Origin of the sequence: Pseudonocardia sp. P1, assembly GCF_000178675.2 — a bacterium.
Taxonomy (GTDB): Bacteria; Actinomycetota; Actinomycetes; order Mycobacteriales; family Pseudonocardiaceae; genus Pseudonocardia.
Window position 1 is genome coordinate 3573189 of sequence record NZ_ADUJ02000001.1, and the last position, 26339, is coordinate 3599527.

The 26339-nt window shown below is 74.3% G+C and carries 23 protein-coding genes; 6 read left to right on the forward strand and 17 right to left on the reverse strand.

Annotated features, from left to right (window positions below):
• Nucleotides 1–187: 187 nt before the first annotated feature.
• The 8 genes from PP1_RS16320 to PP1_RS16355 form a co-directional block, all read right to left on the reverse strand.
• Nucleotides 188–1945 carry a sodium/solute symporter gene (locus PP1_RS16320; RefSeq protein ID WP_010224669.1) on the reverse strand — a complete coding sequence of 586 codons (1758 nt, stop codon included), beginning with the start codon at nucleotides 1943–1945 and terminating at the stop codon, nucleotides 188–190.
• Entirely contained in the window at nucleotides 1942–3855 is a 1914-nt protein-coding gene (locus PP1_RS16325) for a hypothetical protein (RefSeq protein WP_075313889.1), read from the reverse strand. The genes PP1_RS16320 and PP1_RS16325 overlap by 4 nt, the downstream gene beginning before the upstream one ends.
• Entirely contained in the window at nucleotides 3852–4718 is an 867-nt protein-coding gene (locus PP1_RS16330) for a LytR/AlgR family response regulator transcription factor (RefSeq protein WP_010242567.1), read from the reverse strand. The genes PP1_RS16325 and PP1_RS16330 overlap by 4 nt, the downstream gene beginning before the upstream one ends.
• Nucleotides 4719–4889: 171 nt before the next feature.
• Entirely contained in the window at nucleotides 4890–5777 is an 888-nt protein-coding gene (locus PP1_RS16335; RefSeq protein WP_443217607.1) for a S49 family peptidase, read from the reverse strand.
• Nucleotides 5778–5886: 109 nt separating this feature from the next.
• The gene (locus PP1_RS16340) at nucleotides 5887–7128 is read right to left on the reverse strand and encodes a sensor histidine kinase (RefSeq protein WP_010242571.1); all 1242 of its coding nucleotides are present in this window, start codon (nucleotides 7126–7128) and stop codon (nucleotides 5887–5889) included.
• Nucleotides 7129–8007 carry an Fpg/Nei family DNA glycosylase gene (locus PP1_RS16345; RefSeq protein WP_010242573.1) on the reverse strand — a complete coding sequence of 293 codons (879 nt, stop codon included), beginning with the start codon at nucleotides 8005–8007 and terminating at the stop codon, nucleotides 7129–7131.
• Between the two features lie 10 nt (nucleotides 8008–8017).
• Nucleotides 8018–8458: a hypothetical protein gene (locus tag PP1_RS16350; RefSeq protein ID WP_010242575.1), complete on the reverse strand. Its 441-nt coding sequence runs from the start codon at nucleotides 8456–8458 to the stop codon at nucleotides 8018–8020.
• Nucleotides 8459–8543: 85 nt separating this feature from the next.
• Nucleotides 8544–9092: a cupin domain-containing protein gene (locus PP1_RS16355; protein WP_010242577.1), complete on the reverse strand. Its 549-nt coding sequence runs from the start codon at nucleotides 9090–9092 to the stop codon at nucleotides 8544–8546.
• Nucleotides 9093–9364: 272 nt separating this feature from the next.
• On the opposite strand from PP1_RS16355, the gene PP1_RS16360 reads away from it, so the two are divergent.
• Together PP1_RS16360 and PP1_RS16365 are read left to right on the forward strand one after the other, a co-directional pair.
• Nucleotides 9365–9850 carry a MarR family winged helix-turn-helix transcriptional regulator gene (locus PP1_RS16360; protein WP_010242579.1) on the forward strand — a complete coding sequence of 162 codons (486 nt, stop codon included), beginning with the start codon at nucleotides 9365–9367 and terminating at the stop codon, nucleotides 9848–9850.
• Entirely contained in the window at nucleotides 9851–12613 is a 2763-nt protein-coding gene (locus PP1_RS16365) for an MFS transporter (RefSeq protein WP_075313888.1), read from the forward strand.
• Nucleotides 12614–12696: 83 nt separating this feature from the next.
• On the opposite strand, the gene PP1_RS16370 is transcribed toward PP1_RS16365, so the two are convergent.
• A complete protein-coding gene (locus PP1_RS16370; protein WP_249265913.1) occupies nucleotides 12697–14508 on the reverse strand; it encodes a gamma-glutamyltransferase family protein in 1812 nt (603 codons plus the stop codon).
• 11 nt (nucleotides 14509–14519) lie between these two features.
• The gene (locus tag PP1_RS16375; RefSeq protein WP_075313886.1) at nucleotides 14520–16307 is read right to left on the reverse strand and encodes a TM0106 family RecB-like putative nuclease; all 1788 of its coding nucleotides are present in this window, start codon (nucleotides 16305–16307) and stop codon (nucleotides 14520–14522) included.
• Between the two features lie 167 nt (nucleotides 16308–16474).
• Between PP1_RS16375 and PP1_RS16380 the strand changes: the two genes are divergently transcribed.
• On the forward strand, nucleotides 16475–17374 hold the full coding sequence (locus PP1_RS16380; RefSeq protein WP_010231270.1) for a DUF6474 family protein: 900 nt from the start codon (nucleotides 16475–16477) through the stop codon (nucleotides 17372–17374).
• Nucleotides 17375–17417: 43 nt separating this feature from the next.
• On the opposite strand, the gene PP1_RS16385 is transcribed toward PP1_RS16380, so the two are convergent.
• The 3 genes from PP1_RS16385 to PP1_RS16395 are packed head-to-tail and all read right to left on the reverse strand — an operon-like array spanning nucleotide 17418 to nucleotide 20017.
• Nucleotides 17418–18827 carry a dihydrolipoyl dehydrogenase family protein gene (locus tag PP1_RS16385; RefSeq protein WP_010231268.1) on the reverse strand — a complete coding sequence of 470 codons (1410 nt, stop codon included), beginning with the start codon at nucleotides 18825–18827 and terminating at the stop codon, nucleotides 17418–17420.
• A 31-nt stretch (nucleotides 18828–18858) separates the two neighbouring features.
• Nucleotides 18859–19521, reverse strand: a complete 663-nt coding sequence (locus tag PP1_RS16390; RefSeq protein WP_010231266.1) for an NAD(P)H-binding protein — start codon at nucleotides 19519–19521, stop codon at nucleotides 18859–18861.
• Between the two features lie 40 nt (nucleotides 19522–19561).
• The gene (locus tag PP1_RS16395; RefSeq protein WP_010231265.1) at nucleotides 19562–20017 is read right to left on the reverse strand and encodes a DUF4442 domain-containing protein; all 456 of its coding nucleotides are present in this window, start codon (nucleotides 20015–20017) and stop codon (nucleotides 19562–19564) included.
• A gap of 229 nt (nucleotides 20018–20246) precedes the next feature.
• Between PP1_RS16395 and PP1_RS16400 the strand changes: the two genes are divergently transcribed.
• From PP1_RS16400 to PP1_RS16410, 3 genes are all read left to right on the forward strand, one after another.
• Nucleotides 20247–21275 (forward strand): NAD(P)-dependent alcohol dehydrogenase, encoded by a 1029-nt coding sequence (locus PP1_RS16400; RefSeq protein WP_010231263.1) that lies wholly within the window; start codon nucleotides 20247–20249, stop codon nucleotides 21273–21275.
• 88 nt (nucleotides 21276–21363) lie between these two features.
• Nucleotides 21364–22395 (forward strand): amidohydrolase family protein, encoded by a 1032-nt coding sequence (locus PP1_RS16405; protein WP_010231261.1) that lies wholly within the window; start codon nucleotides 21364–21366, stop codon nucleotides 22393–22395.
• 35 nt (nucleotides 22396–22430) lie between these two features.
• The gene (locus tag PP1_RS16410; RefSeq protein ID WP_238591911.1) at nucleotides 22431–23132 is read left to right on the forward strand and encodes an iron-sulfur cluster assembly protein; all 702 of its coding nucleotides are present in this window, start codon (nucleotides 22431–22433) and stop codon (nucleotides 23130–23132) included.
• Nucleotides 23133–23196: 64 nt separating this feature from the next.
• Here PP1_RS16410 and PP1_RS16415 read toward each other — a convergent pair whose 3' ends face one another.
• The 4 genes from PP1_RS16415 to PP1_RS16430 are packed head-to-tail and all read right to left on the reverse strand — an operon-like array spanning nucleotide 23197 to nucleotide 26333.
• Nucleotides 23197–23955 carry a class I SAM-dependent methyltransferase gene (locus PP1_RS16415; RefSeq protein ID WP_075313885.1) on the reverse strand — a complete coding sequence of 253 codons (759 nt, stop codon included), beginning with the start codon at nucleotides 23953–23955 and terminating at the stop codon, nucleotides 23197–23199.
• Between the two features lie 13 nt (nucleotides 23956–23968).
• Entirely contained in the window at nucleotides 23969–24310 is a 342-nt protein-coding gene (locus tag PP1_RS16420) for a TfoX/Sxy family protein (RefSeq protein WP_010231255.1), read from the reverse strand.
• A gap of 40 nt (nucleotides 24311–24350) precedes the next feature.
• On the reverse strand, nucleotides 24351–25493 hold the full coding sequence (locus PP1_RS16425) for a 5-methyltetrahydropteroyltriglutamate--homocysteine S-methyltransferase (RefSeq protein WP_010231252.1): 1143 nt from the start codon (nucleotides 25491–25493) through the stop codon (nucleotides 24351–24353).
• A 60-nt stretch (nucleotides 25494–25553) separates the two neighbouring features.
• Nucleotides 25554–26333, reverse strand: a complete 780-nt coding sequence (locus PP1_RS16430; protein ID WP_010231249.1) for an enoyl-CoA hydratase/isomerase family protein — start codon at nucleotides 26331–26333, stop codon at nucleotides 25554–25556.
• Nucleotides 26334–26339: the final 6 nt, after the last annotated feature.

Consider the following 26339-nt stretch of genomic DNA (forward strand, 5'->3'; position numbering starts at 1 on the left):
GGGAGGCGGGGAGCCGGGGACCGCGCGGTGGAGACCACGCCGTCCCCTCGGGGACACACTTCACCTGCCCAACGACGAGCTCACGGCGCGGGGAACGTCGTTGCGCGGCACACCGTCGAAGTCCCCCGATCCGGCCCAACACGTGGCCTCTTCCGGCTACGCAGCGTCAGCCGTTCGGAGTATCCCTTCAGGTGCGGTCATCCAAACGATCACGCATCAGCCCCAGACGTTCGGGAGCGTGCAGGCGCAGCAGTACCTGACCGGCGTCCGCGGGGCGCCGCGACCGGGTCAGCTCCGACACCACGACCATGGTCAGGAAGGCCAGCGGCACGCTGACGATCGCCGGCCGGTACAGCAGCACACCGGCCCAGCCGCCCGAGCCACCCGGGAGGAACGCGTCCAGCCCGGCCAGGGCAGCGATCACCGCACCGGCCGAGGCGACCCCGCCGACGACGACGCCCGCGATCGCCCCGATGTCGGTGAGCCCGCGCCACCAGATCCCCAGGATCAGCAGCGGGCAGAACGTCGACGCCGCCACCGCGAACACCAGCGCCACGGCCTCGGCGAAGTTGAGCCCGGTCGGGACCAGCGCGACGACCGTCGGCACGATCCCGGCCAGCACCGTGGCCAGCGGGAAGCGCCGGGTCATCTTGCCGCGCCCGGCGAGGACGTCGGTGGAGATGACGCTGGCCAGGCTCACCAGGAGCCCGGACGCCGTGGACAGGAACGCCGCCCACGCCCCGGCCGCCACCAGCCCGCCCACCAGGATCCCGAGCACACCGCTGCCCAGGATCGCCGACGGCAGCAGCAGGACGGCCGCGTCGGTGCGGCCGGTGACCAGCAGCTGCGGCGTGTACACCCGGGACAGCACGCCCATCAGCGTCACCAGCAGGTAGAAGCCACCGAGCATCGCGATGACGAGGACGGCGCTGCGCCGGGCCGCGCGGCCGTCGGAGTTCGTGTAGAAGCGGCCGAGCACGTGGGGCAGGCCCATCGTGCCCAGGAACGTCGCGAGGATCAGCGAGTACGTGGCGAGCAGCTGGTGCTGCTCGCCGCCGCCGAAGGGGCGCAGCCAGCTCTCGTCGTCGGACGGGGAACCGCTGGTCACCGGCACCGGCTCCCCCGCGGCGAAGTCGAGCTCGGTGCCGGGGGCGACCTCGTGGGAGGAACCGGCGACCCAGCGGAGCGGGCCGTCGACCGGCTGCCCGTCGACGGTGCCGCGGGCGGTCACGTCGACCGAGAGCCGGACGTCGAGGGTGACCGGGGTGGTCACCGAGACCGTCGTCGGCTCGCGGAACTCGGGCGGCTCGTCACGGGCGAAGGTGTGCGAGTCGCCGAACCAGACGGCCAGCCCGATGACCACCGGGACGGCCAGCGCGGTGAGCTTGAACCAGTACTGGAAGGCCTGCACGAACGTCACCGACCGCATGCCGCCCAGCGCCACCGTGGCCAGCACGATCACGCCCGCGGCGGCGGCACCGATCCAGTCCGGCAACCCGGTGACGATCCCGAGCGTCAGTCCGGCGCCCTGGATCTGCGGCAGCAGGTAGAGCCAGCAGATGACGATGACGACGCTCGTGCACACCCGGCGCAGCGCGGGCGAGGCGAGCCGGGCGTCGGCGAAGTCCGGGACGGTGTAGGCCCCGGACCGGCGCAGCGGGGCCGCGACGAACAGCAGCAGGAACAGGTAGCCGGCGGTGTACCCGACGGCGTACCAGAGGGCGTCGACCCCCTGGAGCAGGATCAGCCCGGCGATGCCGAGGAACGACGCCGAGGACAGGTACTCGCCGGAGATCGCACCGGCGTTGAGCCGGGACGGCACCGACCGCGAGGCGACGAGGAAGTCCGAGGTGAGCCGGGTGCGGTGCGCGATCGACCCGATCACTCCGGACACCACCGCGACCAGGACGATCGCGATCAGGGAGACGACGGCGGTCACGGTCATCGATCGGCCACGTCCTCGGCGAACTCCTGCTCGGCTGTCTCGGCGGACCGGACATACCACCAGCCCAGGCCCAGCAGGAACGGGTAGACGAGCACGCCGAGCAGCAACCACGGGAGCCGGATGCCGAGGACCGAGATCCCGCCCAGCGCCGGCACGGCCATGAACAGTGCCGGGAGCATCCCGATCCCGAACAGTGCGACCAGGCTGACCCGCAGCGTCAGCAGCAGCTGGGTACGGACCAGCGAGTTGCGCAGGAGGGTGCCGACCGCGCCCGGATCCTGCACGTCGGAGAGCCCGCGGGACGAGTGGGCCGTCGAGCGGCGCTCGGAGAGCACGATCCGGACCCGGCCCGCGCCGGGACCCTCGTCGGCCTGCTCGGCCTCGTCCTGCTCGGGGGCCGGGGCGTCGGTGGGCGCGGCGGCGAAGCGGCGGGGCCGGGCGCCGGTGTACGGGGCCGGGGAGGAGACGGCCAGAGCGGCCGGTGTCGCGCCGGTGTCGGGAGCGGGGGCGGGGGCGGGGGCGGGCGCGACCGGGGCGTCCGGGCCGGGGGCGCGCCAGATGACCTCGGTGCGTTCGGTCTCGTGTTCCGGCAGGTGCGGACGGCCTGCGTCGTCCGTGTCGTCGCCGCCGTCGTCGAGGTCGTCGCCGTCGTCGAGGTCCCCGAGGTCGTCGGGCAGGACCCCGCGCGTCCCGTCGTCGGGAGCGCCGGCCGGATCGGCGAAGGCCGCCGGGCCGGGGAGCGAGACGATCCCGTCCGCGGCGTCGTCGGTCGGCTCGACGGGGGCGGGGGTGCTGCGCCGCCCCGCCGCGGTCCACCGGGTCGGGACGGGCCGGGTCTCCGGATGTTCCTCGGTGGCCGTCCCGTTCTCGGTGGCGGCACCGGCGTGCAGCGCGTCGGGATCGGGCGACCAGCCCCGGTCCCAGACCGGCGACGACGCCCCCGGCACCCGCCGGGGGAGCCCCGAGCCGCCGTCCGCGGGCGGCCACTGCTTGCCGCTGTCGGACGGGCCCGGTCCGGTTGACGGGGTCCCGGCGACGTCGCGCACGCCCTCCGGGGCGTAGGGATCGGGCATCCGGGTCGAGCGGGGCCGCGGACCGGACGGACGGCGCGGGCCGGTGGACGTCACGGGTGCGTCGTCGCCGCGCTCGTCGCGGACGGCGGGGGTGTCGGCGGCGGCGGCCGTGCCGGCGGGTGACGACGCGGCGCGGGTCGCGCCGGAGCCGCGGGGCAGGTCGGCCGCCTCGTCGGACGCACCGTCGCCCGGCTCGACCTGCGGTGTCGTGGCCCGACCGCGGGCGGGATCGACCCGGGCGTGCCGCCCGGACTCCCCGGACCTCCCGGCGACCCGGCGGGCGATCTCCTGCTGCAACCAGGCGGAACCGCTACCCGGGTCGGACGCGGAGTCCGGTCCGGTGTCGTCACGGCGGGCGCGCCGCCCGGACCGGCCGGACGGTTCCGGTGCGTCGCTCGTCTCCTGCGGGGTGTGCGGTGCGGCGGCGCCGGCATCGGTGGACCGCGGAGCAGGGGTGGGACGTTCCCCGCCGGGGTGCGGCGTGGGCGACGGCTCCGCGGCGCCGGTGGCGTACGGCGGCGCCGGACGTGGTGTCCCACCGGTCGTGCCGGAGCGCGGGGGCTCGGCGGGGCGCGGGTGACCGGCCGAGAGGTCCGGGCTGCGCGGGCGCGGCGGGACGGCGCCCGGCGCACCCCCGCGGGGGTGGCCGTCGGCGGGGGTGGGCCCGTCGGCGGAGGCCCCCGGCCAGGACGACGTGCCGCCGGGACCGGCCGGGTGCGCGGCGCCGTCGGCGCGGTCGTCGCCGGCGTAGGGGTCCGCGGACCCGTCGTGGGTGTCCGACGCCTGCTCCGGCTTCGGACGCACCGACGGCTGGACGCCGCCGGTGGGCCTGCTCACCTCTGGCTCCACGCCTGCTTGGTCGCGCGGACGAGACGGTCCTTCAGCTCACGGGTGTGCCGGCGGCTGACCGGCAGCTCGGCCGTCTCCGCGCCGGACCCGATCCGGACGACGTACCCGGACCCGGCCAGCCGCAGCTCGGTGACCAGCGGCAGCGCCACCAGGAACGAGCGGTGGATCCGGACGAATCCGGCATCACGCCAGCGGTCCTCCAGCACCGACAGCGGGATCCGGACGAGGTGGCTGCCGTCGGTGGTGTGCAGCCGGGCGTAGTCGCCCTGGGCCTCGACGTAGCGCACCGCGGACCGTGGGACGAGCTTCGTGGTGCCGGCCAGCTCGACCGGGATCACCTCGTCGTCGCCGCCACCCGTGACGGTGCCCTCCTCGCGGACCGGCTCGACGGCCCCGGCACGCCGGGTCGCGAGGATGCGGTCCACCGCGGCCGAGAGCCGTTCGGTGCGCAGCGGCTTGAGCAGGTAGTCGATGGCACCGACGTCGTAGGCGTCGACGGCGCGGTCGTCGTGCGCCGTCACGAACACGATCGCCGGCTGCACGGCCATGTTCTGGAGCACCCGGGCGAGTTCCAGGCCGTCGAGCCCGGGCATGCGGATGTCGAGGAACACGGCGTCGATGTCGGTCTGCTCGGCGACGTCGGTCCCGCCCCCGGGGCCGGACTGGCCCCCGGCGGGCGCTCCCGCGCGGCGACCGTTCAGGATGCGCAGAGCCTCGGTGGACTCCCCCGCCTTCAGGACGGTCGCGACCCGCGGTTCGTCGTTCAGCAGGAAGGCCATCTCCTCGAGCGCGGGCTGCTCGTCGTCCACCGCGAGCACGACGAGTCCCCGAGTGGTGTCGTTGCTGTCCACGATCTCCTCATCCTGCTTTCGGGCCTGCACCGGAAGCCCATCGTCGGTGATGATCGCCCGGCGCCGCGACCATGGTGACGCGCCGAGGCGCCGGATGCCAGGGCACGAACCGGATCGGTGACCGTCCGGACACGGCGGGCAGCCCCCTCCAGGGCGTCACCCGGCGCCGGGTCACAGCCCGTAGCGGGCCCAGGTGGCCTTCGTCTCCACCGCCGAGAGCAGTTCGAACGCGACGTCGGCCGGATCACCGAACGAGTGAGCCCGCGCCGCGCCACCACCGGCCCCGAGCCGGGCGAGCAGCGGCCTGCGCTGCTCGACCGGGCGCTGCTCGGCGTCCGGGAACCGCTCGTCCAGGACGTCGTGCACGGTGCCGATCCCGTCGACGAGCCCGAGCTCGCGGGAGCGCTCACCGAGCCACACCTCGCCGTCGAACAGCTCGGTGTCCCCCGCGAGCCGGTCGCCGCGGCGCTCGCGGACCCAGCCGGTGAACCGCTCGTGCAGCTGCTCCTGCAGGCCGGTGAGCCAGGCGACGTCCTCGGCCTTCTCCGGCAGGAACGGGTCCAGCCGCGACTTCGAGCCGCCGGCGGTGTGCAGCCGGCGGGACACGCCCCACTTGTCGATCAGGCCGTCGAGCCCGAACCCGGCGCTGACGACGCCGATCGAGCCGACGATCGAGGTGGAGCAGGCGTAGATCTCGTCGGCGGCGCAGGCGAGCCAGTAGCCACCGGAGGCGGCGACGTCCTCGCAGAACGCCAGTACCGGCACCTCGGCCTCCGCGGCCAGGCTGCGGATCCGGTCACCGATCAGCTGGGACTGGGTCGGCGAGCCACCCGGCGAGTTGATCACCAGGGCGACGGCGGCGAGCCGGTCCGGGGCGAACGCCCGCTCCAGCACCTTCTCGACCGAGGCGGCGTTGAGCACCTGGCGGGGCACCGGTGCGGCCTGGGCGCTGATCACACCGTGCAGCCGGACCACCGAGACCACCGGCGCCCCGGCGGCTCCGACGGTCTCACCGAGCTTGCCGGGCAACCGGGAGGTGACGGCGGCCGGTATGCGCAGGACGTCCATGCCCGTCCACCGTACGCGGGAGCGCTGGGTGACCGCTGGTGACCGGATCGGCACAGTGGGCAGCCGATCCGCCACCCGTGCGGAGCAGCGCCGGGGGCCGTCAGGCCCGGATGCCCGCCCGGAACTTGGGCACCCGCAAGGTGATCTTCATACCGGCGCCGACGTTGGTGTCGACGACCAGACCGAAGTTGTCGCCGAACGCCGACCGCATCCGGTCGTCGACGTTGCCGAGGCCGACGTGGGCTCCGGACAGGTGGGCGTCGTCGAGGTCCTCGTTCAGCCGGGCCGGGTCCATGCCGACCCCGTCGTCCTCCACGACGATCACGCACTCGGACCCGGCGTTCTCCGCGCGGATGGTGACGGTGCCGCCGTTCGGCTTGCCGGAGAGGCCGTGCCGGACCGCGTTCTCCACCAGCGGCTGCAACGCCAGGAACGGGAGGACCACGTTCTTGATCTCGTCGTCGATCTGCAGCCGGATGTTGAGCCGGTTGCCGAACCGGGCCTTCTCCAGCTGCACGTAGCGCTGGATGTTGTCGAGCTCGTCGGTCAGCGTCGTGTACTCGCCGGCGGAACGGAACGAGTACCGCGTGAAGTCGGCGAACTCGATCAGCAGCTCGCGGGCACGGGACGGGTCGGTCCGGATGAAGGACGCGATCGTGGTCAGCGCGTTGTAGACGAAGTGCGGCGAGATCTGCGCCCGAAGCGCACGGACCTCGGCCCGGTTCAGCCGGGCCCGCGAGTCGTCGAGCTCGGCCAGCTCCAGCTGGCTCGACACGTACCGGGCGACCTCGCCGGTCGCCCGCAGGACGGGCGGCCCCGCGGTCGCCGGCGTGAGCGCGGCCAGCGTGCCGATGATGGTGCCGTCGCTCTCCAGCGGCACGACGACGATGCCGCGGACCTCGCAGCCGGGCTGGCTGCACTTGATGGAGGTGTGGCTCATCAGCTCCATCCGGCCGGTGGAGACCACCCGGTCGGCGAGCGTCTGGACGTCCTGCTGGTGCTGGTCGGCGCTGCCGTCCCAGCCCAGGACCGTGCCGCGCGAGTCGGTCATCGCCATCGCGGTCGTCTCGAGCAGCTGGCGCAGGTAGGGCAACGCCTGCGACGCCGAACGCGCCGAGAGCCCCTCGCGCAGCACCGGCGCGGCCAGCGCCACCGTGTGCAGCGCCGAGAACGTGGCCTTCGCCAGGGGGGAGACCATGTTGTTGCGGCGGTTGCGCTGCCAGAGGAAGACGAACACTGCGACCGCGAGGACGACCACGACGACCGCCAGCAGCAGCACCAGCGACGGCGTCAGCACCGTCGTGCCGTCGACGACGGCGAGCACCCCCGACTCCACCCGCACCTACCTCACCAACCGGGACAGCCGCCGGTCGGCGAGCGGCTTGCCACCGGTCTGACAGGTGGGACAGTACTGGAACGATCTCTCCGCGAAGGAGACCTCCCGGACGGTGTCACCGCACACCGGGCAGGGCAGCCCGGTGCGGGCGTGCACCCGCAGACCGGAGCGCTTCTCGCCCTTCAGCTCGGCCGCGCCCTGCCCGACCGACCGGCCGACGGCGTCGGCGAGCACCCCGTGCACGGCCTCGAACAGCGCGTCGCGCTGCTCGGTCGTCAGCCGGCCGGCCGTCGCGTACGGCGACAACCGGGCGGTGTGCAGGATCTCGTCGGAGTAGGCGTTGCCGATCCCGGCGACCGTCGACTGGTCGGTCACCAGCGTCTTGAGCCGGCGGGTGTCGCCGTCGAGCAGCTCGTCCAGGCCCGGGCGGGTCAGCTCGAGCGCGTCCGGCCCGAGCTTCGCGATCCCGGGGACCAGGGCGGGGTCGTCGACCAGGTACACGGCGAGCCGCTTCTGGGTTCCGGCCTCGGTGAGGTCGAAACCCGGGCCGCCGACGGCGTCGAGGTGCACCCGCAGCTGCAGCGGACCCCGGCCGGGCTTGGGCGGGGTGGCGCCCGCCGTGGCGTGCCAGCGCAGCCATCCCGCCCGGGAGAGGTGGGTGACCAGGTGCAGCTCGCCGTCGTCCGGCCGGTCGGCGAAGTCGACCGACAGGAACTTGCCGTACCGGGACGCACCCGTCACCACGCGGCCCACCAGGGCGGACACCGCGGGATCGAACGTCTTGAGCGCGCTCATGGAGGCCACGTCCACCCGCGCCACCGGGCGGTACACCGCGTGCTCGCGCAGGTGGTGGGCGAGCGCCTCCACCTCGGGGAGTTCCGGCACCGCGCGCCTCCTAGTTCATCGGCTGCAACGGGCTGTCCGCGTGGCCCGGGGTGGACCGGTTCTTCAGGCTGCGCACGACCACCCGGGTCTCCTCGCGCGCGGTCGCGAGCCCCCGGACCATCCCGGTCCAGCTCTCCGGGGGCAGGTCGTACCCGCCCTGGGTCTTCGCGGTGATCGTGAACGGGCGCCGCAGCAGCCAGCGGGCCGGGAAGAAGCCCAGCCCGACGACCACGACGAGCCAGTAGAACCACGGGAAGATCACGTTGTCCGGGACCCAGACCAGCAGCATCAGCCAGAAGAAGGCGAGCGAGGAGAGGATCAGCACGACGGCGCCGCTGCCGGCGTCCACGTCGTGCTCGAACTCGTCGCCCACAGCGGGCGTCGCCCACTCGATCCGCCGCTGGACCTGCCACTCGCGGTAGTCCGCCGCGATGACCGTCTTCGTCGCCAAGGTCTCCGCTCCCCTGCCCGTACCCGAGTCGATGTTCCCACAGGTCACCGACAGAACCGAGTGTCCGCGCGGGAGCGCCGGGACGTCAGCAGGCCGGTTCGGTGGACTCCCGCTCGGGGACGCCGGGCGCCAGCAGCTCGGAGCGGGTCAGGACGACCGGCTCGGGCCCGTCGTTGCGGAGCTCGTTCGGCTCGCCGTCACCGAGGAAGAACGCCTGCTCGGCCCCGAACGTCTGCGGCTCGCAGCGGCCGGCCCGCTGCACCGTCACGGTGCCGGAGCGGACGGCCGACACGGCCGTGCCGGGGTGCCGGATCCATCCGGTGGCCTGACCGGGCTGCAGCACCTCGGTCCGCACCAGCAGCTCCGACGGGCCGGGCGTGCCGATCTCGATCGGCCGCTCCAGCGTGCCCCGGGCGTCGGACCCGGCCTGGGCGACCGGGACCGCGGGGACACCGGGCACCTCGGCCGGCTCCTCCCCGGGACCGGTGGACGGTCCCCGCGCCGGTGCGGACTCCCCGGCGGGAGCGGCGGCGGGGTCGTCGGGATGGCCGAGCTGGCCGGGCTGCGCGCATCCGGCGAGCAGCGCGCCGATCAGGACGAGCAGGACGGTGCCGGTCAGGGAACGGATGCGCACGGACGGTCCTCCCGGGGAGCGAGACGGATCACCCGCGAGGCTAGTGGCGCGTCACCACGCCGGCCGCAGCCGGGTGACGACGACCGCGCCGTCCGGTGTGCGCCATCCCCTTCGCCCGACCGAGCCGGGTCCGCCGAGGCAGGGTCGTACCGGCGCGGCAGGCCCATGGTGGAGGTCACAGCGAACCGGTTTGCATTGCGCAACGCAGAAGCGCATCCTTGCATCCGTCAACTAGTTGCGTGATACATGCACCACCGGGAGAGGGGCGCGCGATGAGCACCGCGAAGCCCGCGACGGCCGAGCCGGACGAGGCCGACATCGAGCTCGCCGACACCGTGGTCCGCGAGCTGTTCATGCTGGTCCGCCAGGTCAAGAGGTCGGCGGAGCGGCACCGCCCCGACATGATCGTCGACATGGCCGGCTATCACGTCCTGGCCCACCTGCACTTCGGCGGACCGCAACGGGCCACCGAGATCGCGGCGGCCTTCCACTCCGACCCCTCGACGATCAGCCGCCAGGTCTCGGCGCTGGTCAAGGCCGGCCTCGTCGAGCGCCGCGCCGACCCCGGCGACGGCCGCGCCTCGCTGCTCGCCGCCAACGACGAGGGCGTCCGGGTGATCGAGACCGAGCGACGGCGCCGCGCCCACGTGATCGCCGAGGTGCTCGGCGGGTGGGACCCCGCCGACCGCGTCGCGCTGACCACGCTGCTCGACCGCTTCCTCGACGACTACCAGACCTTCGAAGCACGGGAGTCCTGAATGTCCACCGCTGCCGCCGCTGCGCGGCCCGCCGCCGCGAGCGCCGACGGAGAGCTGACGCACCGGCAGATCCTCACCGTCCTGGGTGGACTGATGCTGGGAATGTTCCTGGCCGCCCTGGACCAGACGGTCGTGTCGACCGCCATCCGCACGATCGCCGACGACCTCTCCGGCCTGTCCCTGCAGGCCTGGGCGACCACGGCGTTCCTCATCACCAGCACGATCACGACGCCGCTCTACGGCAAGCTCTCCGACATCTTCGGCCGCAAGCCGCTGTTCATGACCGCGATCTCGATCTTCCTGATCGGCTCGGTGGCCTGCACCCTGGCCTGGTCGATGTACTCCCTCGCCGCGTTCCGTGCGCTGCAGGGCCTCGGCGCCGGTGGCCTGATGTCGCTGGCGCTGACCATCCTCGGTGACATCGTGCCGCCGCGGGAGCGGGCCCGGTACCAGGGCTTCTTCCTGGCCGTGTTCGGCACGTCCAGCGTCATCGGCCCGGTCGTCGGCGGCCTGCTGTCCGGTGTGGACACCATCGCCGGGATCGACGGGTGGCGCTGGATCTTCCTGGTCAACGTCCCCATCGGACTGATCGCCCTGGTCGTCGTGCAGCGGGTGCTCAACATCCCGCACGTCCCGCGGAAGGCGCGGATCGACTGGCCCGGCGCGATCGCGCTGGCGCTGTGCCTGGTGCCGCTGCTGATCGTCGCCGAGCAGGGCCGCGAGTGGGGCTGGGACTCCACGAACTCGATCGTCTGCTACGTCATCGGCGGGATCGGGCTGCTGCTCTTCCTGCTGGCCGAGCGGGCCTACGGCGACGACGCGCTGCTCCCGCTCCGGCTGTTCCGCACCGGCGTCTTCTCGCTGTCCAGCGTCATCAACCTGATGATCGGCATGGCGATGTTCGGCGGGATCGCGCTGCTCCCGCAGTTCCTGCAGATCGTGCACGGCGCGACGCCGATCGAGGCCGGCTTCATGATGCTGCCGCTGGTCGGCGGGATCATGGTCGCCTCGGTGCTGTCCGGCCAGCTGACCTCGCGGACCGGTCGCTACAAGATCTTCCCGGTGATCGGCACCGCGCTGATCACCGTCGCGATGGTGCTGCTGTGGCTGACCGTCACACCGGAGATCCCGCTGCCGCAGCTCTTCGCCACGATGGCCGTCCTCGGCCTCGGCCTCGGCCTGTGCATGCAGACCCTGGTGCTGGCCGTCCAGAACGCGATGCCGGCCCGCGACATGGGCGTGACGACCTCGGCCGTCACCTTCTTCCGGCAGATGGGCGGCACGCTGGGCACCGCCGTGTTCCTCTCGGTGGTGTTCTCCACCGCCGGGGACCGGATCGGCGAGGCGCTGCGCTCCGCGATGGGCACCGCGGGCTTCCAGGCGGCGGTGACCGATCCGGCCGTGCTCGCCGACCCGGCGAACCGGCAGGTGGTCGAGGGGCTGCAGAGCGGCGCGATCAACTCGTCGGTGCTGAGCGACTCGTCGTTCCTGCAGCAGATCGACCCGCGGCTCGCCGCCCCCTTCCAGGAGGGCTTCACCAGCTCGATGACGCTGGCGTTCCTCATCGCCGCCGTCGTGATCGCGGCCGCGTTCGTGCTGGTGCTGTTCGTGAAGGAGCTGCCGCTGCGGACGATGTCCGGTGCGCAGGCCGCGCGGGCGGAGGCCCAGGCCGGTGCGTCGGCGAGCCTCCCCACCGGTGACGCGACGACCGCAGCCCCGGTGCCCGCCCCGGCCGGTCGCGGTGCGGGCGTCGAGCCCGGCCGCGCGATCGACGCCCCGCCCACCACGCCGATCCCGGTGATCGGCCGTGCCGACGGCTCCCGCAACGGCACGCCGCAGCCCGACGGCGCCGCACACCCGGCTCCCGCCACCGGGCAGCCGGCAGCCGCACCGGTCGCGCCGCCCGCGCCCGCGGCGGCCCCGCCGGCCCGGGGCGGCGGCCCGGCCGTCACCGGACGCGTGCAGCACGGTTCCGGTGACGCGCTCACCGGGGCGGTCGTCACCGTCGCCCGGCTGTCGGGTGACCAGGTCGGCCGCACCACCACCGACGACGACGGCCACTACCGGATCGCGCTCGACGGCCCGGGCCGCTACCTGGTCGTCGCCGCCTCCGGCGCGCTGCCGCCGCACGCCGCGACGGTGTCGGTGGGCACCGAGCCCGTCCGGCACGACGTGCGGCTGGCCGGTGGCAGCGGGATCCACGGGACCGTGCAGGACGCGGCCGGCCACGGCGCGGCGGGCGTGACCGTCTCGCTGATCGACGCCGGTGGCGACGTCGCCGCGTCGGGCCGCTCCGGCGAGGCCGGGCGCTACGCCCTCACCGGGGTGCCGTCCGGGCGGTACACGCTGACGGCCGTCGGCGAGGGGGTCGATCCAGTCGCGGTCGGGGTGGAGGTCCCGGCCACCGGCTCCGCACTGCAGGACCTGCGGCTGCCGCAGCGCTCGCGCCTCACCGGCCGGGTGACCGCCGCACCGGACGGCCTGCCGGTCGGCCAGGCACTCGCCACCCTGATCGACTCCGAGGGTGCGGTCGTCGGGTCGCGGCTGTCCGGACCCGACGGCACCTTCACCTTCGAGGGCCTCGCCGCGGGGAGCTACACGCTCGCGACCAGCGGCTACCCGCCGGTGGCGACCGTCGTCGCGCTGGAGCCGGGCCGGGTGACCCACTCCGACGTGGAGTTCCCGCACCCGCTCGACGAGCCCGGCCCCGTCCCGTCGCCGAACGGCAACGGCCGGCACGTCCGGGAGGGTGACCCCCGGTAGGGGTTCCACGTGGAACGGCCCGGCACCCGAGCAGGAGGGGTGCCGGGCCGTTCCCGTCGAACGCCCGAGTGCACGGCCGGTCGCTACACCGCGATCGCGGCGCCCACCCCGGACCGCGGGTCCACCGCCGCGTGCAGCGTCCCGGCGCCACCGCCACCGGGCACCGCGTCGCCCCGGCCGGCCGCACACATCCGGCCGAGCGCCCACGGCCCGGCGTCGTCGACCGCGTGCCCGCGGTCCCGCAGCGACGCCAGGGTCGCCGCGCCGAGCCGCGACTCGACGACCAGCCCGTGCGGCTCCCACCCGCGCGGCGCGAACGACGCCGGGAAGGCCGTCGAGTGCCAGGCCGGGGCGTCGATCGCGGCCTGCAGGTCCAGGTCACCGTGGATCATCGCGAGCAGGAAGCACAGCTGCCACTGGTCCTGCTGGTCGCCGCCCGGGGTCCCGAACGCGACCGCGGGCTCGCCGTCGCGCAGCGCCAGCGACGGGCTGAGCGTGGTCCGCGGCATCCGGCCCGGGGCCAGCGAACTCGCGAGGCCCTCCTCCAGCCAGGACATCTGACCGCGGGTCCCCAGGCAGAACCCGAGCGACGGGATGGTCGGCGAGGACTGCAGCCAGCCACCGGACGGCGTCACCGAGACCATGTTCCCGGCGGCGTCGACGACGTCGACGTGCACGGTGTCCCCGCGGGCGACCCCGTCCCGGCTCACCGTCGGCTCGCCGGTGCCGGGGCCCTCCGTGCCCGAGCCGCGGGCAGCACCCGGGGTGGCGGCGTGGCGGCCGATCCGCGGCTCGCGCCCGCCCGGGGAACCCGGCCGCAGACCCGGATCGGACGTCGCTCCGAGCAGCGCCCGCCGGGCGTCGGTGTAGGGATCGGAGAGCAGGTCCGCGACGACGCCGTCGCCGCCGGGGTCGCCGTACCAGGCCTCCCGGTCCGCGAACGCCAGCTTCGCGGCCTCGGCGGCGAGGTGGACGGTGTCAGCGGTCGCGACACCGCCGGGCAGCTCGACGCCGGTACCGGCCAGCAGCCGCAGCTGCTGCAGCAGCACCGGGCCCTGCGACCACGGCCCGCACTTGGCCACCGACCAGCCCCGGCCCGCGTCGGCGACCAGGGCCGGCTCGTAGTGCGCCGACCAGCCGGCCAGGTCGTCGGCGGTGAGCAGGCCCGTGCGGTCGAGCCCCGTCTCGTCGCGGACCGGGGTGGTCGCGCAGAAGCGTCCGATCTCCTCGGCGACGAAGCCGCGGTACCAGGCGTCGCGGGCCGCGTCGATCCGCGCCTCCCTGCTCGGGCCCGTCGCGGCGGCGAGCAGCCGCCGCCAGGTCTCGGCCAGCGCGGGGAGCCGGACGCTCTCGCCCGGTGCCGGGACGCGGCCGTCGGGCAGCCAGGTCGCCGCCGACGTCGGCCAGTGCGCGCGGAAGTGGGCGGCGACCGTCGCCAGCGCGGCGGAGATGCGCGGGACCAGCGGGAACCCGCCCGCGGCGTAGCCGAGCGCCGGTTCGAGCACGTCGGCGAGCTCCCAGGTGCCGTGGTCCCGCAGCAGGGTCAGCCAGCCGTCCCAGGCGCCGGGAACGGTGGCCGAGAGCAGGCCGGTCCCCGGGACGGTCTCGCAGCCGGCGTCGCGCATCCGGTCGATCGTCGCCGCGGCCGGGGCGACGCCCTGGGCGCACAGCACCGTCGGGGACGGGTCGGCGGCGGTGACGAACACCGCGGGGAGCTCACCGCCGGGGCCGCACAGGTGCGGTTCGACGACCTGCAGGACGAACCCGCAGCTCACCGCCGCGTCGAAGGCGTTTCCGCCCCGGGCGAGCACGGTCGCCGCGGCGGCGGTGCCGAGATGGTGGGTGCTGCTGACCGCGCCACGCGGGCCGATCCGGTCGTATCCACGGGGAGCCACGCCCCGCATCGTCACACGGGCAGGTCGGTCAGCTCCGTCACCAGTGGCACCTCGAGCACCCGATCCGACGACATCCACTCCCGCAGCGCGTGCGTCGCCAGCACGTCGTCGGTGTTGTAGCCGAGCAGCCGCTCGCGCTGCGCGGGATCGGGCTCACCGCCCTCCAGCGCGACGGCGTCGCGGTACCACCGCATCGAGTTCTCCCCGCCGGCCTCCGGGTCCCGCCAGGAGAAGCCCGCCGCGGGCGCGATCTTCTTCAGTCCCTTGCCCTGCGCACACAGGAACCAGGTCGACACGACGCCGTAGAGATCGACCCAGCACGGGTCCTCGATGAACTCGCGGACCTGTGCCTCGGTCGGGACGCCGGGCATCCCGGCGAACCGGTGCGCCGACGACAGCATCCACCGGTTCTCGGCCTGCTCGTTGTAGCAGTAGGCGGCGAACGACCGGCCCGACGCGCGGGCGGCCGCGCGGATCCCGGACAGCCACGTCCAGAACTCGCCGAACGAGCGGCCCTCGTCGCGCGTGGGTAGCGGGTCCCAGGTGGCGAACGCGCGGTAGCCCGGGTCGGGGTCGCCGTCGCGCGCCCCGCCGGGCAGCGACAGCAACGCTCCCCAGAGGTACGCGCCGGACTCGCCGAAGCTCTCCATGTCGACGTCGACCTCGACGTCGGCACGCGGCACCTCCACCCGCGGCACCCGGCGGGCCACGGCCAGCCCGTGCCTGCGGGCCCGCGCCAGTGCCACGAGATCCCCGAACGGCGGTCCGGGCAACGGCGCGGCCAGCTCCGACGGCGGGTCGGCCGGATCCAGCCCGGCCAGTCCGGCGACGGTCGCCACACCGGCCGACCGCAGCAGCCGCGCCGTCTCGCCGTGGGCGACCAGGCTGACGTCGTCGGCGCTCTCCAGGGCGGCCTCGCACGTGGGCCACCACGGGCAGCGGCGGCACTCGGTGATCCGCGACGGCGCCGCGAGCGCCGGCCCCCCGGCCGCGGCCGACCGGGCGACCGCGGCGCGGTCGGCGAACCGGACGTCGTACTCCTCCAGGGTGGAACGCCCACCCGGCCAGTGCCCGGTGTCCAGGTCGTGCCAGACGACGACGTCGGCATCCAGCCCGATCACCCCGCCGAGCCGCGGCGCGGGCTCCGGCGGCGCCCAGCCCGCGGCCTCCAGCAGCCGGGTCAGCTGGGCCAGGGCCAGGAGGTCGCGGGGCTGCGAGCGGACCTTGCGGTCCGGGTCGTGCCGGGCGCGCTGCGGCCAGGGGTCGGTGACCGCCGTGGTCCGGGCGCCCTCGCCGGGATCGGTGATGCGCCGCCGCACGACGAGCAGCGGGACGTAGCCGCCGCCGGGCGCCCGCACCAGGAGCTCCGCGGTGCCGCGGCGGTCGTCGTCGAGCGGGAGCACGGCACCCCAGATCAGCGGGGTGCCCGCCGCCACCAGTTCCGCCGTCCGGGCGGCCCGCGCCGCGCGGGACCCGGCGGGTGGCCCGGACGCCTCGCCGTCGGACGCGGCCGCGACCGGGACGCCCGCCGGACCCTCCGCCGTGGCCGGGCCCGTCGCGCCGCCGGGCCAGGTGCTCGCCCAGTCCCCGCCCCAGGTGCCGGCCAGCAGCTCGCCGATCCGCGCGCGGTGCGCGGCCGCGTCGGCCCGGCGCTGCTCGATCGCGGGGTCGGGCAGGGCCCGGGGTGCACCGCTCGCCGACGGGTCGTGGTCCAGGTGCACCCGGCGGCGGCACCCGGTCAGCGCGGCGGCGTCGAGCAGGACGCGCGGCGCCGCACGGGATCCGGTCGAGGTGCTCACGGTGGTCGAGGGTAGAGACCGTCCCCGACAGTTCCGACGGGTACCGATCCGGTGGACGACGCCGTCACTCCGCGGTGTCGGACCTGCGCGGGCGGTGGGACGGGCCTTAGGCTCCGGCGACGACATCGCGATCAACTGTGGTCGGACCGACCCCGGGAGGACACGACATGGGACTGCTGCGCAGGAAGCCGCGCGCCGGCGAGCGCGCCGCCGCGGCGACCAGGGAGGCGGCGGTCGACGCGTCCGAGCGGGTGCACACCGCCGCCGTGCAGACCGCCGAGTTCACCAAGGAGACCGCGGACCTGGCGTCGGAGAAGCTGCACCGCCGGGCCGTGAAGGCGCGCCGCCGGGCCGAGTCGGCGAGCCGCCGCGCCGAGAAGGCGGGCCGGCGGGCGGCCCGGACCACCCGTCGTGCGGTGGACTCGGGCACGCACTCGGTCGCCGCCGCCGCGAACGGTCTGCTCAGCGAGGCCGACCTCAAGGCGCGTTCGGCCGACCGGAAGACCGCGAAGACCGCCGCGAAGGCGGACGCCGGCGCCCGCAAGGCCGAGGCCAAGGCCGCGCAGGCCGCGGAGAAGGGCCGGCTCAAGAGCGAGGCCCGCGCCGCGAAGGACGCCGAGCGCGAGCGCGCCGCCCGCGAGTGGAACGCCAAGCGGGTGCAGCGCTACCTCGGCATCGCCAAGATCGTGGCGCCGCTGGTGGCCCCGTACGCGATGGCCGCCGCGGGCACGCTGCGGCACCGGCTCGACGACCACCGGTCCCGGCGGCTCGGCGTCTCGCCGGACGAGCTGGGCGGCTACTCGGGCCCCGGCGGGAAGCTGCACGCACGGCTGTCCCGGATCTCGCGGACGATCGCCGAGCTGCGCGCGGACGGCACCACCGACCGGGACGCGAACGCGAAGCGGTTCGCCGACGAGACCGAGCCGCGGCTGCACGACCTGGCCGCCGCCGTCCGGGCCGCGGAGAACATGCCGGCCGCCCGCCGCAAGGCGGCGTTCCGCACGATCTCGCACGACCTGGACCGCATCGAGGTCGAGCTGCTGGACCACCTGGGCGTCCGGGCCTGAGCCGGACGGGCGCCGCACGCACCGTGCGCGCGGCGCCCGTCGCTCAGCCCGCGCGGTAGGTCTCCAGCAGCCGCAGCCACACCTCGCTGACCGTGGGGAACGCGGGTACCGCGTGCCACAGCCGGGCCAGCGGGACCTCGCCGACGACGGCGATCGTCGCCCCGTGCAGCAGCTCCGCCACACCGGGTCCGACGAAGGTCACCCCGATCAGCACCTCCCGGCGGGTGTCGACGACCGCGACCACGCGACCGGCCCAGTCGTCGGCGGTGAGCGACGACCCGGCGACGGCGATGTCCATGTCGACGACCCGCACGTCCAGGCCGTCCCGCCGGGCGGCGTCGGCGGTCCGGCCGACCCAGGCGACCTCGGGATCGGTGAACACCACCTGGGGCACGGCGTGGTGGTCGGCCGTCGCGGCGTCCTCGCCCCAGGCGCCGTCGTCGAGCCCGCGGCCTGCGGCCCGGGCGGCGATCGCGTGCGCGGCGATCCGCGCCTGGTACTTGCCCTGGTGGGTGAGCGGTGCCCGGCCGTTGACGTCCCCGACCGCGTAGAGCCAGTCCCCGCCACCGTCGACGAGGCCGGAGTCGTCGACCGGGACGGCCCCGCGCCCGGTCGTCGTCACCCCGACGGTGTCGAGGCCGAGCCCGTCCGACGCCGGACGGCGCCCGGTCGCCACCAGCAGCCGGTCCACCTCGACCACCTCCCCGCCGAGGTGCAGGCGGGTCGCGTCGCCCGCGGCCTCGACGCGGTCGAGCCCGGTGTCGAGGCGGACGTCGACCCCGGCCTCCCGCAGCCCGTCGGCGACCCGCTCGGACGCGACGGGCTCGGCGTTCGGCAGCACCCGCGGTCCGTGGTTGACCAGCGTCACCCGTGACCCGAGCCGGGCGAAGGCGAGCGCCATCTCGCACCCGACGACCCCGCCGCCGAGCACGCCGAACCGGGGCGGGATCTCCTTCGCCGAGGTCGCGCCCCGGGAACCCCAGTACTCGACCGTGTCGAGGCCGGGCACCGGCGGCGTCACCGGCACGCTGCCGGTCGCGAGCACCACCGCGCGGCGGGCCGTCACGGTCGTCTCCGTCCCGTCGGCGCCGGTGACGACGACGGTCCGCTCCCCGGCCAGGCGGCCGCGGCCGCGCAGCACCGCCGCCCCGGCACCCTCGGCCCACTCGACCTGCCCGGTGTCGTCCCAGTTCGAGGTGAAGGACGTCCGCCGCTCCAGCACGGCGGCCGGGTCGAAGTCCGCGGTGACGCCGGGCAGCCGCCGGGCGTCCGCGACCGCCTGCGGGGTGCGCAGCAGCGCCTTCGACGGGATGCACGCCCAGTAGGAGCACTCCCCGCCGAGCAGCTCGGCCTCCACGATCGCCGCGGAGAGTCCCGCGTCGACCGCGTAACCGGCGGCGTTCTCGCCGACCGGCCCTGCTCCGATGACGACGACGTCGTACTCGTGACTCATGCCACCAGCATTCCCCGCCGTCGCCGGGTTATCACCCCTGGAGTGCGGCGACCGCCTGCGCGAGCTCGACGTCGCCCTCGCGGAGCTCCAGGGTCGACCCGATCGTGTGGTCCGCGGTCAGCAGCGCCGCCAGTACGGCGGCGGTGTCGTCACGGGTCACGTCGTCGCGGTCGACCGGCGGCGGCGCCAGCAGCACCGCGCCGGTCCCGGGGTCGTCGGTGAGCCTGCCGGGACGGAGGATCGTCGCGTCGAGCCGGTCGTCGGCGCGGATCGCCTCCTCGGCGGCCTTCTTCGCCCGGATGTAGGCGGCCCAGACCTCGCCGCGCTCCGGATCCGGCTCGGCGTCCACCCCGGTCGAGGAGACCAGCAGGTAGCGGCGGATCCCGGCGGCCGCGGCCGCGTCGGCGAGCAGCGTCGCGCCGTCGCGGTCGACGGTCTCCTTGCGGGCCGCCGTGCTGCCCGGCCCGGCGCCCGCCGCGAACACGACCGCGCCGGCGCCCCTCAGCTGCACGGCGAGCTCGTCCGCGGTCGCCGACTCCAGGTCGGCCACGACCGGCCGGGCGCCGGTCGCCGCCACCTCGTCGGTGTGGTCGGGGTTGCGCACGATCGAGCGGACCGTGTGCCCGTTGCCCGCGAGCAGCGCGGCCAGCCGCATCGCGATCTTCCCGTGTCCTCCGGCGATCACCACGTCCATGGTCCGAGGCTAGGCCCGGACCGCACGTCGCGCGCGGGACCTACCGGCGGTTCGGCTTCAGCGTCCAGACGATCGTCATCGCGCCGGTCTGCACGCCGTCGGCGTCGGTGATCGTGACGTCGACCGAGAACTCCGGCCGGGTGCCGCCGTCGAGCTCGGCGAGGACCTCACCCGCCGGACGGGTCAGGACCGCCTCCGCCCGCAGGTCGCCCTTCGCCAGCTTCAGGTAGCGGATCTCGGAGCGGACGACGAGCGGGACGGCCCGGTCGCCCGCCGAGGCGAAGGCCGCGAGCCCCACCGCGCCCGAGGCGGTCTCCCCCAGCCCGAACATGACCGCGGCGTGCGGGCCGCCGACATGGTTGTGCTGGTCGGAGCGATCGGGGAGGAACGCCTCCACCCGTTCGGTGGTGATCTCGCCGAAGGTGATCCCTGCCGTGCCCACCCACGGCACGGCCTGCGTCATCGCCCCGGCCACCCAGCTCGCGTCGTCAGCCATGACCCGGAGGCTACTCGTCGGTAACCGGTTCGGGTAGCCGCCCGATTCGTCCGTCGTATCGCTGGGCGAGAAAGGATCCCCTTGTCCGCGGTCCGCGGTGGGGTTCTGATCGATGTGACAGGCGGCACAACGCGATCACGGTCACGTCGGCGCCGCTCCCACAGCAACGACCGCGAGTCCCACCACGATCGACGCGCACCGCCGCGCGTCCGACGCCAGGAGGTACCCCGTGAAGGCCGTGCGGGTGCACGCGTACAAGCAGGACCCCCAGCTCGAGGACATCCCCGAGCCGACGATCCAGGGACCGCTCGACGTCATCGTCAAGGTCGGCGGTGCCGGTGTCTGCCGGACCGACCTGCACATCATCGACGGCGACTGGGCCGACATCCAGAACCCGGACCTGCCCTACGTCATCGGGCACGAGAACGCCGGGTGGGTGCACGCCGTCGGCGACGGCGTCACGAACGTCAAGGTCGGCGACACCGTCATCCTGCACCCGCAGCCGTCGTGCGGGCTGTGCACGATGTGCCGCTACGGGCGGGACATGCAGTGCACCGGCGACGCCTTCTTCCCCGGCCTGTCGAACAACGACGGCGGCATGGCCGAGTACCTGCGCACCACCGCCCGGGCGTGCGTGAAGCTGAACCCGGACACCAACCCGGCCGACGTCGCCGCGCTCGCCGACGCCGGCATCACCGCCTACCACGCGGTCCGCAAGTCGGTGCCGTTCCTCTACCCGGGCACCACCGCCGTCGTGCAGGGCGCGGGCGGGCTCGGGCACATCGGCATCCAGGCGCTCGCCGCGCTGACCGCGACGAAGATCATCGTCGTCGACAAGAACCCGGCAGCGCTGGACCTGGCGAAGAAGATCGGGGCGGACGAGACCGTGGTCGCCGACGGCAACCACGTCGAGGCCGTCCAGGAGCTGACCGGCGGCGGCGCCACCGTCACCTTCGACTTCGTCGCCGAGCAGGGCGCCGAGCTCGACGCCTGGGCGATGACCGGTCCGGCCGGCTACCAGTTCATGCTCGGCTACGGCGGCGAGTTCAAGGCCCCGACGCTGGACTTCGTCGCCGGCGAGAAGAACGTCATCGGCAACATCGTCGGCACCTACAACGACCTGGCCGAGCTGATGGTCCTGGCGCAGGCCGGGAAGGTCACCCTGCACACCGTGCAGTACCCGCTGGACCGGGCGCTCGACGCCCTGCACGACCTCGACGCGGGCAAGGTCCGCGGCCGGGCGATCCTCGTTCCCTGATCCCTGATTCATACGTCCGTCCAGGACGTACGTACGGAAATCCTGATCCACCACCGATCAGCAGAGCAGCTGACGCAGGAGGAACCACATGTACGAGAAGGATGGCGAGAAGTACTTCGTCGTCGACTCCCACTCGCACTTCTGGGACGCGTCCCGGGAGAACTGGGTCGAGGGTCGCGAGCAGTACGCCAAGGGCTGGATCGACTGCTTCTACGGCTACCACCAGCTCGGCCCGCCCGAGACGCACTGGGACTGGGAGCACTACCTCAAGGTCTCCGCCGACGACTTCGAGCGGGACATGTTCATCGAGGGCCACGTCGACTACGCGATCTTCCAGTCGACGTACCTGAAGGAGTGGTACAAGAACGGCTTCAACACGATCGACCAGAACGCGGAGCTGCTGGAGCGGTTCGGCGACCGGGTCATCGTCAACGGCCGCTTCGACCCCCGCGAGGGCGACGCCGGGCTCCGCCAGCTCGAGGCGGACATGGAGAAGTACCACTTCAAGGGCGTGAAGCTGTACACCGCGGAGTGGAACGGCGACTCCCGCGGCTACAAGCTGACCGACCCCGAGGCGTACCGCTTCCTGCAGGCGGCGCAGGACCTGGGCGTGAAGAACGTCCACGTGCACAAGGGCCCGACGATCTGGCCGCTGGACAAGGACGCGTTCGACGTCGCCGACGTCGACCACGCGGCCACCGACTTCCAGGGCCTCAACTTCATCGTCGAGCACGTCGGCCTGCCGCGCATCGAGGACTTCTGCTTCATGGCGGTGCAGGAGCCCAACGTCTACGCCGGCCTGTCCGTCGTCGTCGGCGGCCTGATGCACGCCCGCCCGAAGTTCTTCGCCAAGGTGATGGGCGAGCTGCTGTTCTGGGTCGGCGAGGACAAGATGCTCTTCGGCGGCGACTACAACATCTGGACGCCGAAGTGGCAGGTCGAGGGCCTCGTCGACTGGCAGATGCCGGACGACGACCAGTTCGCCGACTACCCGCGCCTCACCACCGCGAGCAAGAAGAAGATCCTCGGCCTGAACGCCGCCCGGCTCTACGACATCCCGGTGCCGGACGAGCTCAAGCTGCAGGACGCCCCGGGCGAGCAGCTGGTCGCGGGACAGTGACGCCCGGGCCTGTCGACAGCACCGTCCGGCAGGCCGTGTGGTCCGCGCTGGGGACGGTGCTCGATCCGGAACTGGACGAGCCGATCACGGACCTCGACTTCGTCGAGTCGTGCACCGTCTCCCCCACCGGTGAGGTCACGGTGGGCCTGCGGCTGCCGACGTTCTTCTGCGCCCCGAACTTCTCGTTCCTGATGGTCGCCGACGCCTACGACGCGGTGACGGCCGTCCCCGGGGTGAGCAGGGCGCAGGTGACGCTGGCCGACCACCACGCCTCCGACGAGATCAACGGAGGGGTCGCGGCGCACGCCGGGTTCGTGAAGTCCTTCGAGGGCTCGCTGAACGGCGAGGCCGCGGCGGAGCTGGACGAGCTGCGCCACACGTTCCTGTCCAAGGCCGCGCTGGCCGGGCAGGACCGGGTGGCCCGGCCGCTGGTCGACGCCGGTCGCGGACCGGAGGAGCTCGCCGCGCTCACGCTCGGCGCGCTCACCGGCACCGACGCCGACACCGACGAGCTCGCCCGAATGCGTCGCCGCCGGGAGGCCATCGGCCTGCCCGCCGGGGACGACGCGCCGCTGCTGGTGCATCCGGACGGAAGCCCCGTACAGGTCGAACAGGTCCCGCTCCACCTGCGCCGGGCGCGGCTGCAGCGGGTCGGGATCGAGACCAACGGGGAGTACTGCAAGTCGCTGCTCAAGATCCGTTACGAGCAGCGGGAACCCGCCGCGGCAGGCGGGTGAGGACGGGCCGGACCCTGCCGGCCCCGCACCACGTGAGCCGTGCCCCTCTCGCCGGGGGCACGGCTCACGTGCGTTCCGGGGTGGCGTCGAGGACGCGCACGGTGTCGACGAGCCGGTAGCCGTCACCGGCCCGGAACGGCTCCAGGGCGTCCAGCAGGGCCGTCCGGACGGCCGCCGGTCCCGCCGAGCGGGCCGCGTGCCGGCCCGGGCCGGACTCCAGGACCCCGGCGACGAGGTCGTCGGCGTCCGGGTGGTCCGCCGGCACCCGGACGACGCCGATCTCCCGCACCGCGAGCCCGGCGAGGCCGGCGAGCCTCGCCAGCCGCTCCGGGTCGGTCAGCGGCGGGGCCCCGGTGCCGCTGCGGTCCGGGCCGGGCGGCCGGTCCTGGCGGGGTGCGGGAGCCGCGTCGGTGAGCGGGGCGAGCGCCGCACCGATCACCGCCGCGTCGCACTCGTCGGGGGTGCCCCAGACGGTGGCCCGCACCGTCCCGCCGGGTGCGCACACCCGCCCGGCCTCCCGGAGCGCCTGCACCGGGTTCGTCAGGTGCTCGAGCACCTGGACCAGGGTGACCAGGTCGAACGCGTCGTCGTCGAACGGGAGCTCGTGCGCGTCGGCGACGGTCAGCGCGGCCGACGGCGCGGCCCGCTCCGCCATCGCGAGGGCCCGCCGCTCGACGTCCACGCCGGACACGACGAGGCCGTCGCCCACGGCGCGGGCGAGCAGGCCGCCGGTGCCGCAGCCGACGTCGAGCAGCCGGGCGCCGGGCCCCGCACCCGCCAGCACACGGTCGTGCAACGGAGAGGCGGCGGCAGCGGTGCTCACACCGGTGAGGATCTCACTTCGGCGGCAGGGTCCGCACGAAACCGGCGCCCTCCGCCACCCATCCGGCCAGCTCCGGACCGTCGAGGTCGTCGATGTCCGGCTCGCCCGCCACCCGCAGCCAGCCGGCCGTCTCGCGGCCGCTCATCACCATGCGCGAGGCCCCGCGGCGGGTCAGCAGCTCGGCGGACCGCGCCGGGTCCACCCGCACCATCAGGCCGCCGCTCCCGCTGGCGGCGACGGCCATGTGGCCGTCGAGCAGGAAGGCGAGGCCGCCGAACATGCGCCGCTCGGCGAGCCCGGGCTCGTCCGCGAGCAGGGTGCGGATGCGGGCGGCGAGCCCCTCGTCGTAGGCCACCCGACGAGTATGTGCCCGGCCGGGGTCGTACGGGGAGGTCTCAGCGTCCCCAGACGTCCTCCGCGACCGAGACGATCAGCTCCAGCTTCCGCCGCTGGTCGTCGACGGTGAGCTCGTTGCCCTCGACGGTGGAGGAGAAGCCGCACTGCGGGGACAGGCAGAGCTGGTCCAGCGGCACGTACCGGGCGGCCTCGTCGATCCGCCGCTTCAGCACGTCCGGGTCCTCCAGGGCACCGGTCTTGGTCGTCACCAGCCCCAGCACCACCTGCTTGCCGGCCGGGACGAACCGCAGCGGCGCGAACGTGCCGGAGCGCTCGTCGTCGAACTCGCAGAAGAAGCCGTCGACCTCCAGCCCGCCGAACAGTGCCTCGGCGACGTGGTCGTAGCCGCCCTCGGCCGCCCAGGACGACCGGTAGTTCCCGCGGCACATGTGCGTGGTGACGGCCAGGTCCGCGGGACGGCCGGCGATCGCCGCGTTGATCTGGCGGATGTAGCGCAGGTGCTGGGTGTCCGGGTCGTCGCCCTTCTCCGCCAGCTGCTCGCGATGCGCCGGGTCGTTGAGGTAGGCCAGCGCGGTGTCGTCGAGCTGCAGGTAGCGGCAGCCGCGGTCGTACATCGCGGCGAGCTGGTGGGCGTAGGCACCGGAGAGGTCCGCCCAGAACTCCTCGATGTCGGGGTAGACGTCGGAGGAGATCACGGCCCGGCCGCCACGGGCGTAGACCATGCTCGGCGAGGGGATAGTCAGCTTCGGCGTCGCCGTGGTGACCTGCGACGCGAGGAAGTCGAAGGCGGTGCCGAAGATCGGCTCGTCGAGCCCCACCTTCCCGTCGACCGCCATCCCGGCCGAGGTGAAGTTGTTCTGCCCGGTGGCATTGCGCATCGCCACCTCGACCTTCCCGGAGGTCCGGGAGACGCCGCCGAGGGCGTAGATGAAGTCCATGTGCCACGACGTGCGGCGGAACTCGCCGTCGGTCGCGGAGCGGAGACCGACCGACTCCTGCAGCGCGACGACGTCGGCGATCGCGGAGTCCTCGGCGGCACGCAGACCGGCGGCGTCGAGCTCACCGGCGGCGTGCCGCTCCCGGGCGGCGAGCAGGGCCGGCGGCCGCAGCAGGCTGCCGACGTGGTCGGCGCGGAACGGCGGGACCGTGCGGACGAGTTCGGACTGCGCTGTCTCCGGCATGCGCCCGAAGGTATCGCCGCGCGTGCATGTCCGCCGACCGCGCTTCCGGAGGGCGGAACGTCAGCGGGCCCGCCAGACCGGCGCCCGCCGCTCCCGCGCCGCCGCCGCTCCCTCCGCCGCGTCCTCGGTGGCGCCCACGACCCGGCGCATCGTCTCGCCGAACCGGATGGCCTCCGTCGTACCCATCTCGGGCCCCCGCACCGCCATCTCCTTGATCGCGCGCTGGGCGAGCGGGGCACCCGCGGTGAGCCGCTCCGCCAGGCCGCGCGCCTCCTCCATCAGGGACTCCCCGGGGACGACGCGGCCGGCCAGCCCGATCTCCCGCGCCCGGTGGGCGTCGATCGTCTCCCCCGTCATCAGCAGCTCCATCGCGGCCTGCCGATCGATCATCCGGGGAAGCCGCAGGGCGCCGACGATCGTCGGCACGCCGAGCCGCACCTCGGGGAAGCAGAACGTCGCCTCCTCCGCAGCGATGACGAAGTCGCACCAGGTCAGCAGGGTGACCCCGTAGCCGACGGCGGCGCCGTTCACCGCAGCGACGATCGGCTTGAAGATCTCCCAGCCGCTCTCCAGCGAGTTCACGGTCGGGCGTTCCCAGAAGCTCCCGGGGAAGTCGCCGGCCGGGTTGCCGGTGGTCGAGCGCAGGTCCGCCCCGGCGCAGAACGCCTGCCCCGCGCCGGTCACGATCGCCACCCACGCGTCGTCGTCGGTGCGGAACCGGTCCCAGGCCGCGTTGATCGAGCGGCGCATGTCGCCGTCGATCGCGTTGCGCTTCTCCGGCCGGTCGTAGGTGATCGTCACGACGTGCCCGTCCCGCTCGTAGCGGACCCCATCAGCCATCCGGCC

Bases quoted from the DNA above. Each gene is read 5' to 3' on its own strand.
- PP1_RS16425 (WP_010231252.1), bottom strand. From the start codon at position 25,493: ATGCCGGAGACAGCGCAGTCCGAACTCGTCCGCACGGTCCCGCCGTTC.
- PP1_RS16390 (WP_010231266.1), bottom strand. From the start codon at position 19,521: ATGGACGTGGTGATCGCCGGAGGACACGGGAAGATCGCGATGCGGCTG.
- PP1_RS16430 (WP_010231249.1), bottom strand. From the start codon at position 26,333: ATGGCTGATGGGGTCCGCTACGAGCGGGACGGGCACGTCGTGACGATC.
- PP1_RS16395 (WP_010231265.1), bottom strand. From the start codon at position 20,017: ATGGCTGACGACGCGAGCTGGGTGGCCGGGGCGATGACGCAGGCCGTG.
- PP1_RS16360 (WP_010242579.1), top strand. From the start codon at position 9,365: ATGAGCACCGCGAAGCCCGCGACGGCCGAGCCGGACGAGGCCGACATC.
- PP1_RS16380 (WP_010231270.1), top strand. From the start codon at position 16,475: ATGGGACTGCTGCGCAGGAAGCCGCGCGCCGGCGAGCGCGCCGCCGCG.
- PP1_RS16405 (WP_010231261.1), top strand. From the start codon at position 21,364: ATGTACGAGAAGGATGGCGAGAAGTACTTCGTCGTCGACTCCCACTCG.
- PP1_RS16320 (WP_010224669.1), bottom strand. From the start codon at position 1,945: ATGACCGTGACCGCCGTCGTCTCCCTGATCGCGATCGTCCTGGTCGCG.
- PP1_RS16365 (WP_075313888.1), top strand. From the start codon at position 9,851: ATGTCCACCGCTGCCGCCGCTGCGCGGCCCGCCGCCGCGAGCGCCGAC.
- PP1_RS16385 (WP_010231268.1), bottom strand. From the start codon at position 18,827: ATGAGTCACGAGTACGACGTCGTCGTCATCGGAGCAGGGCCGGTCGGC.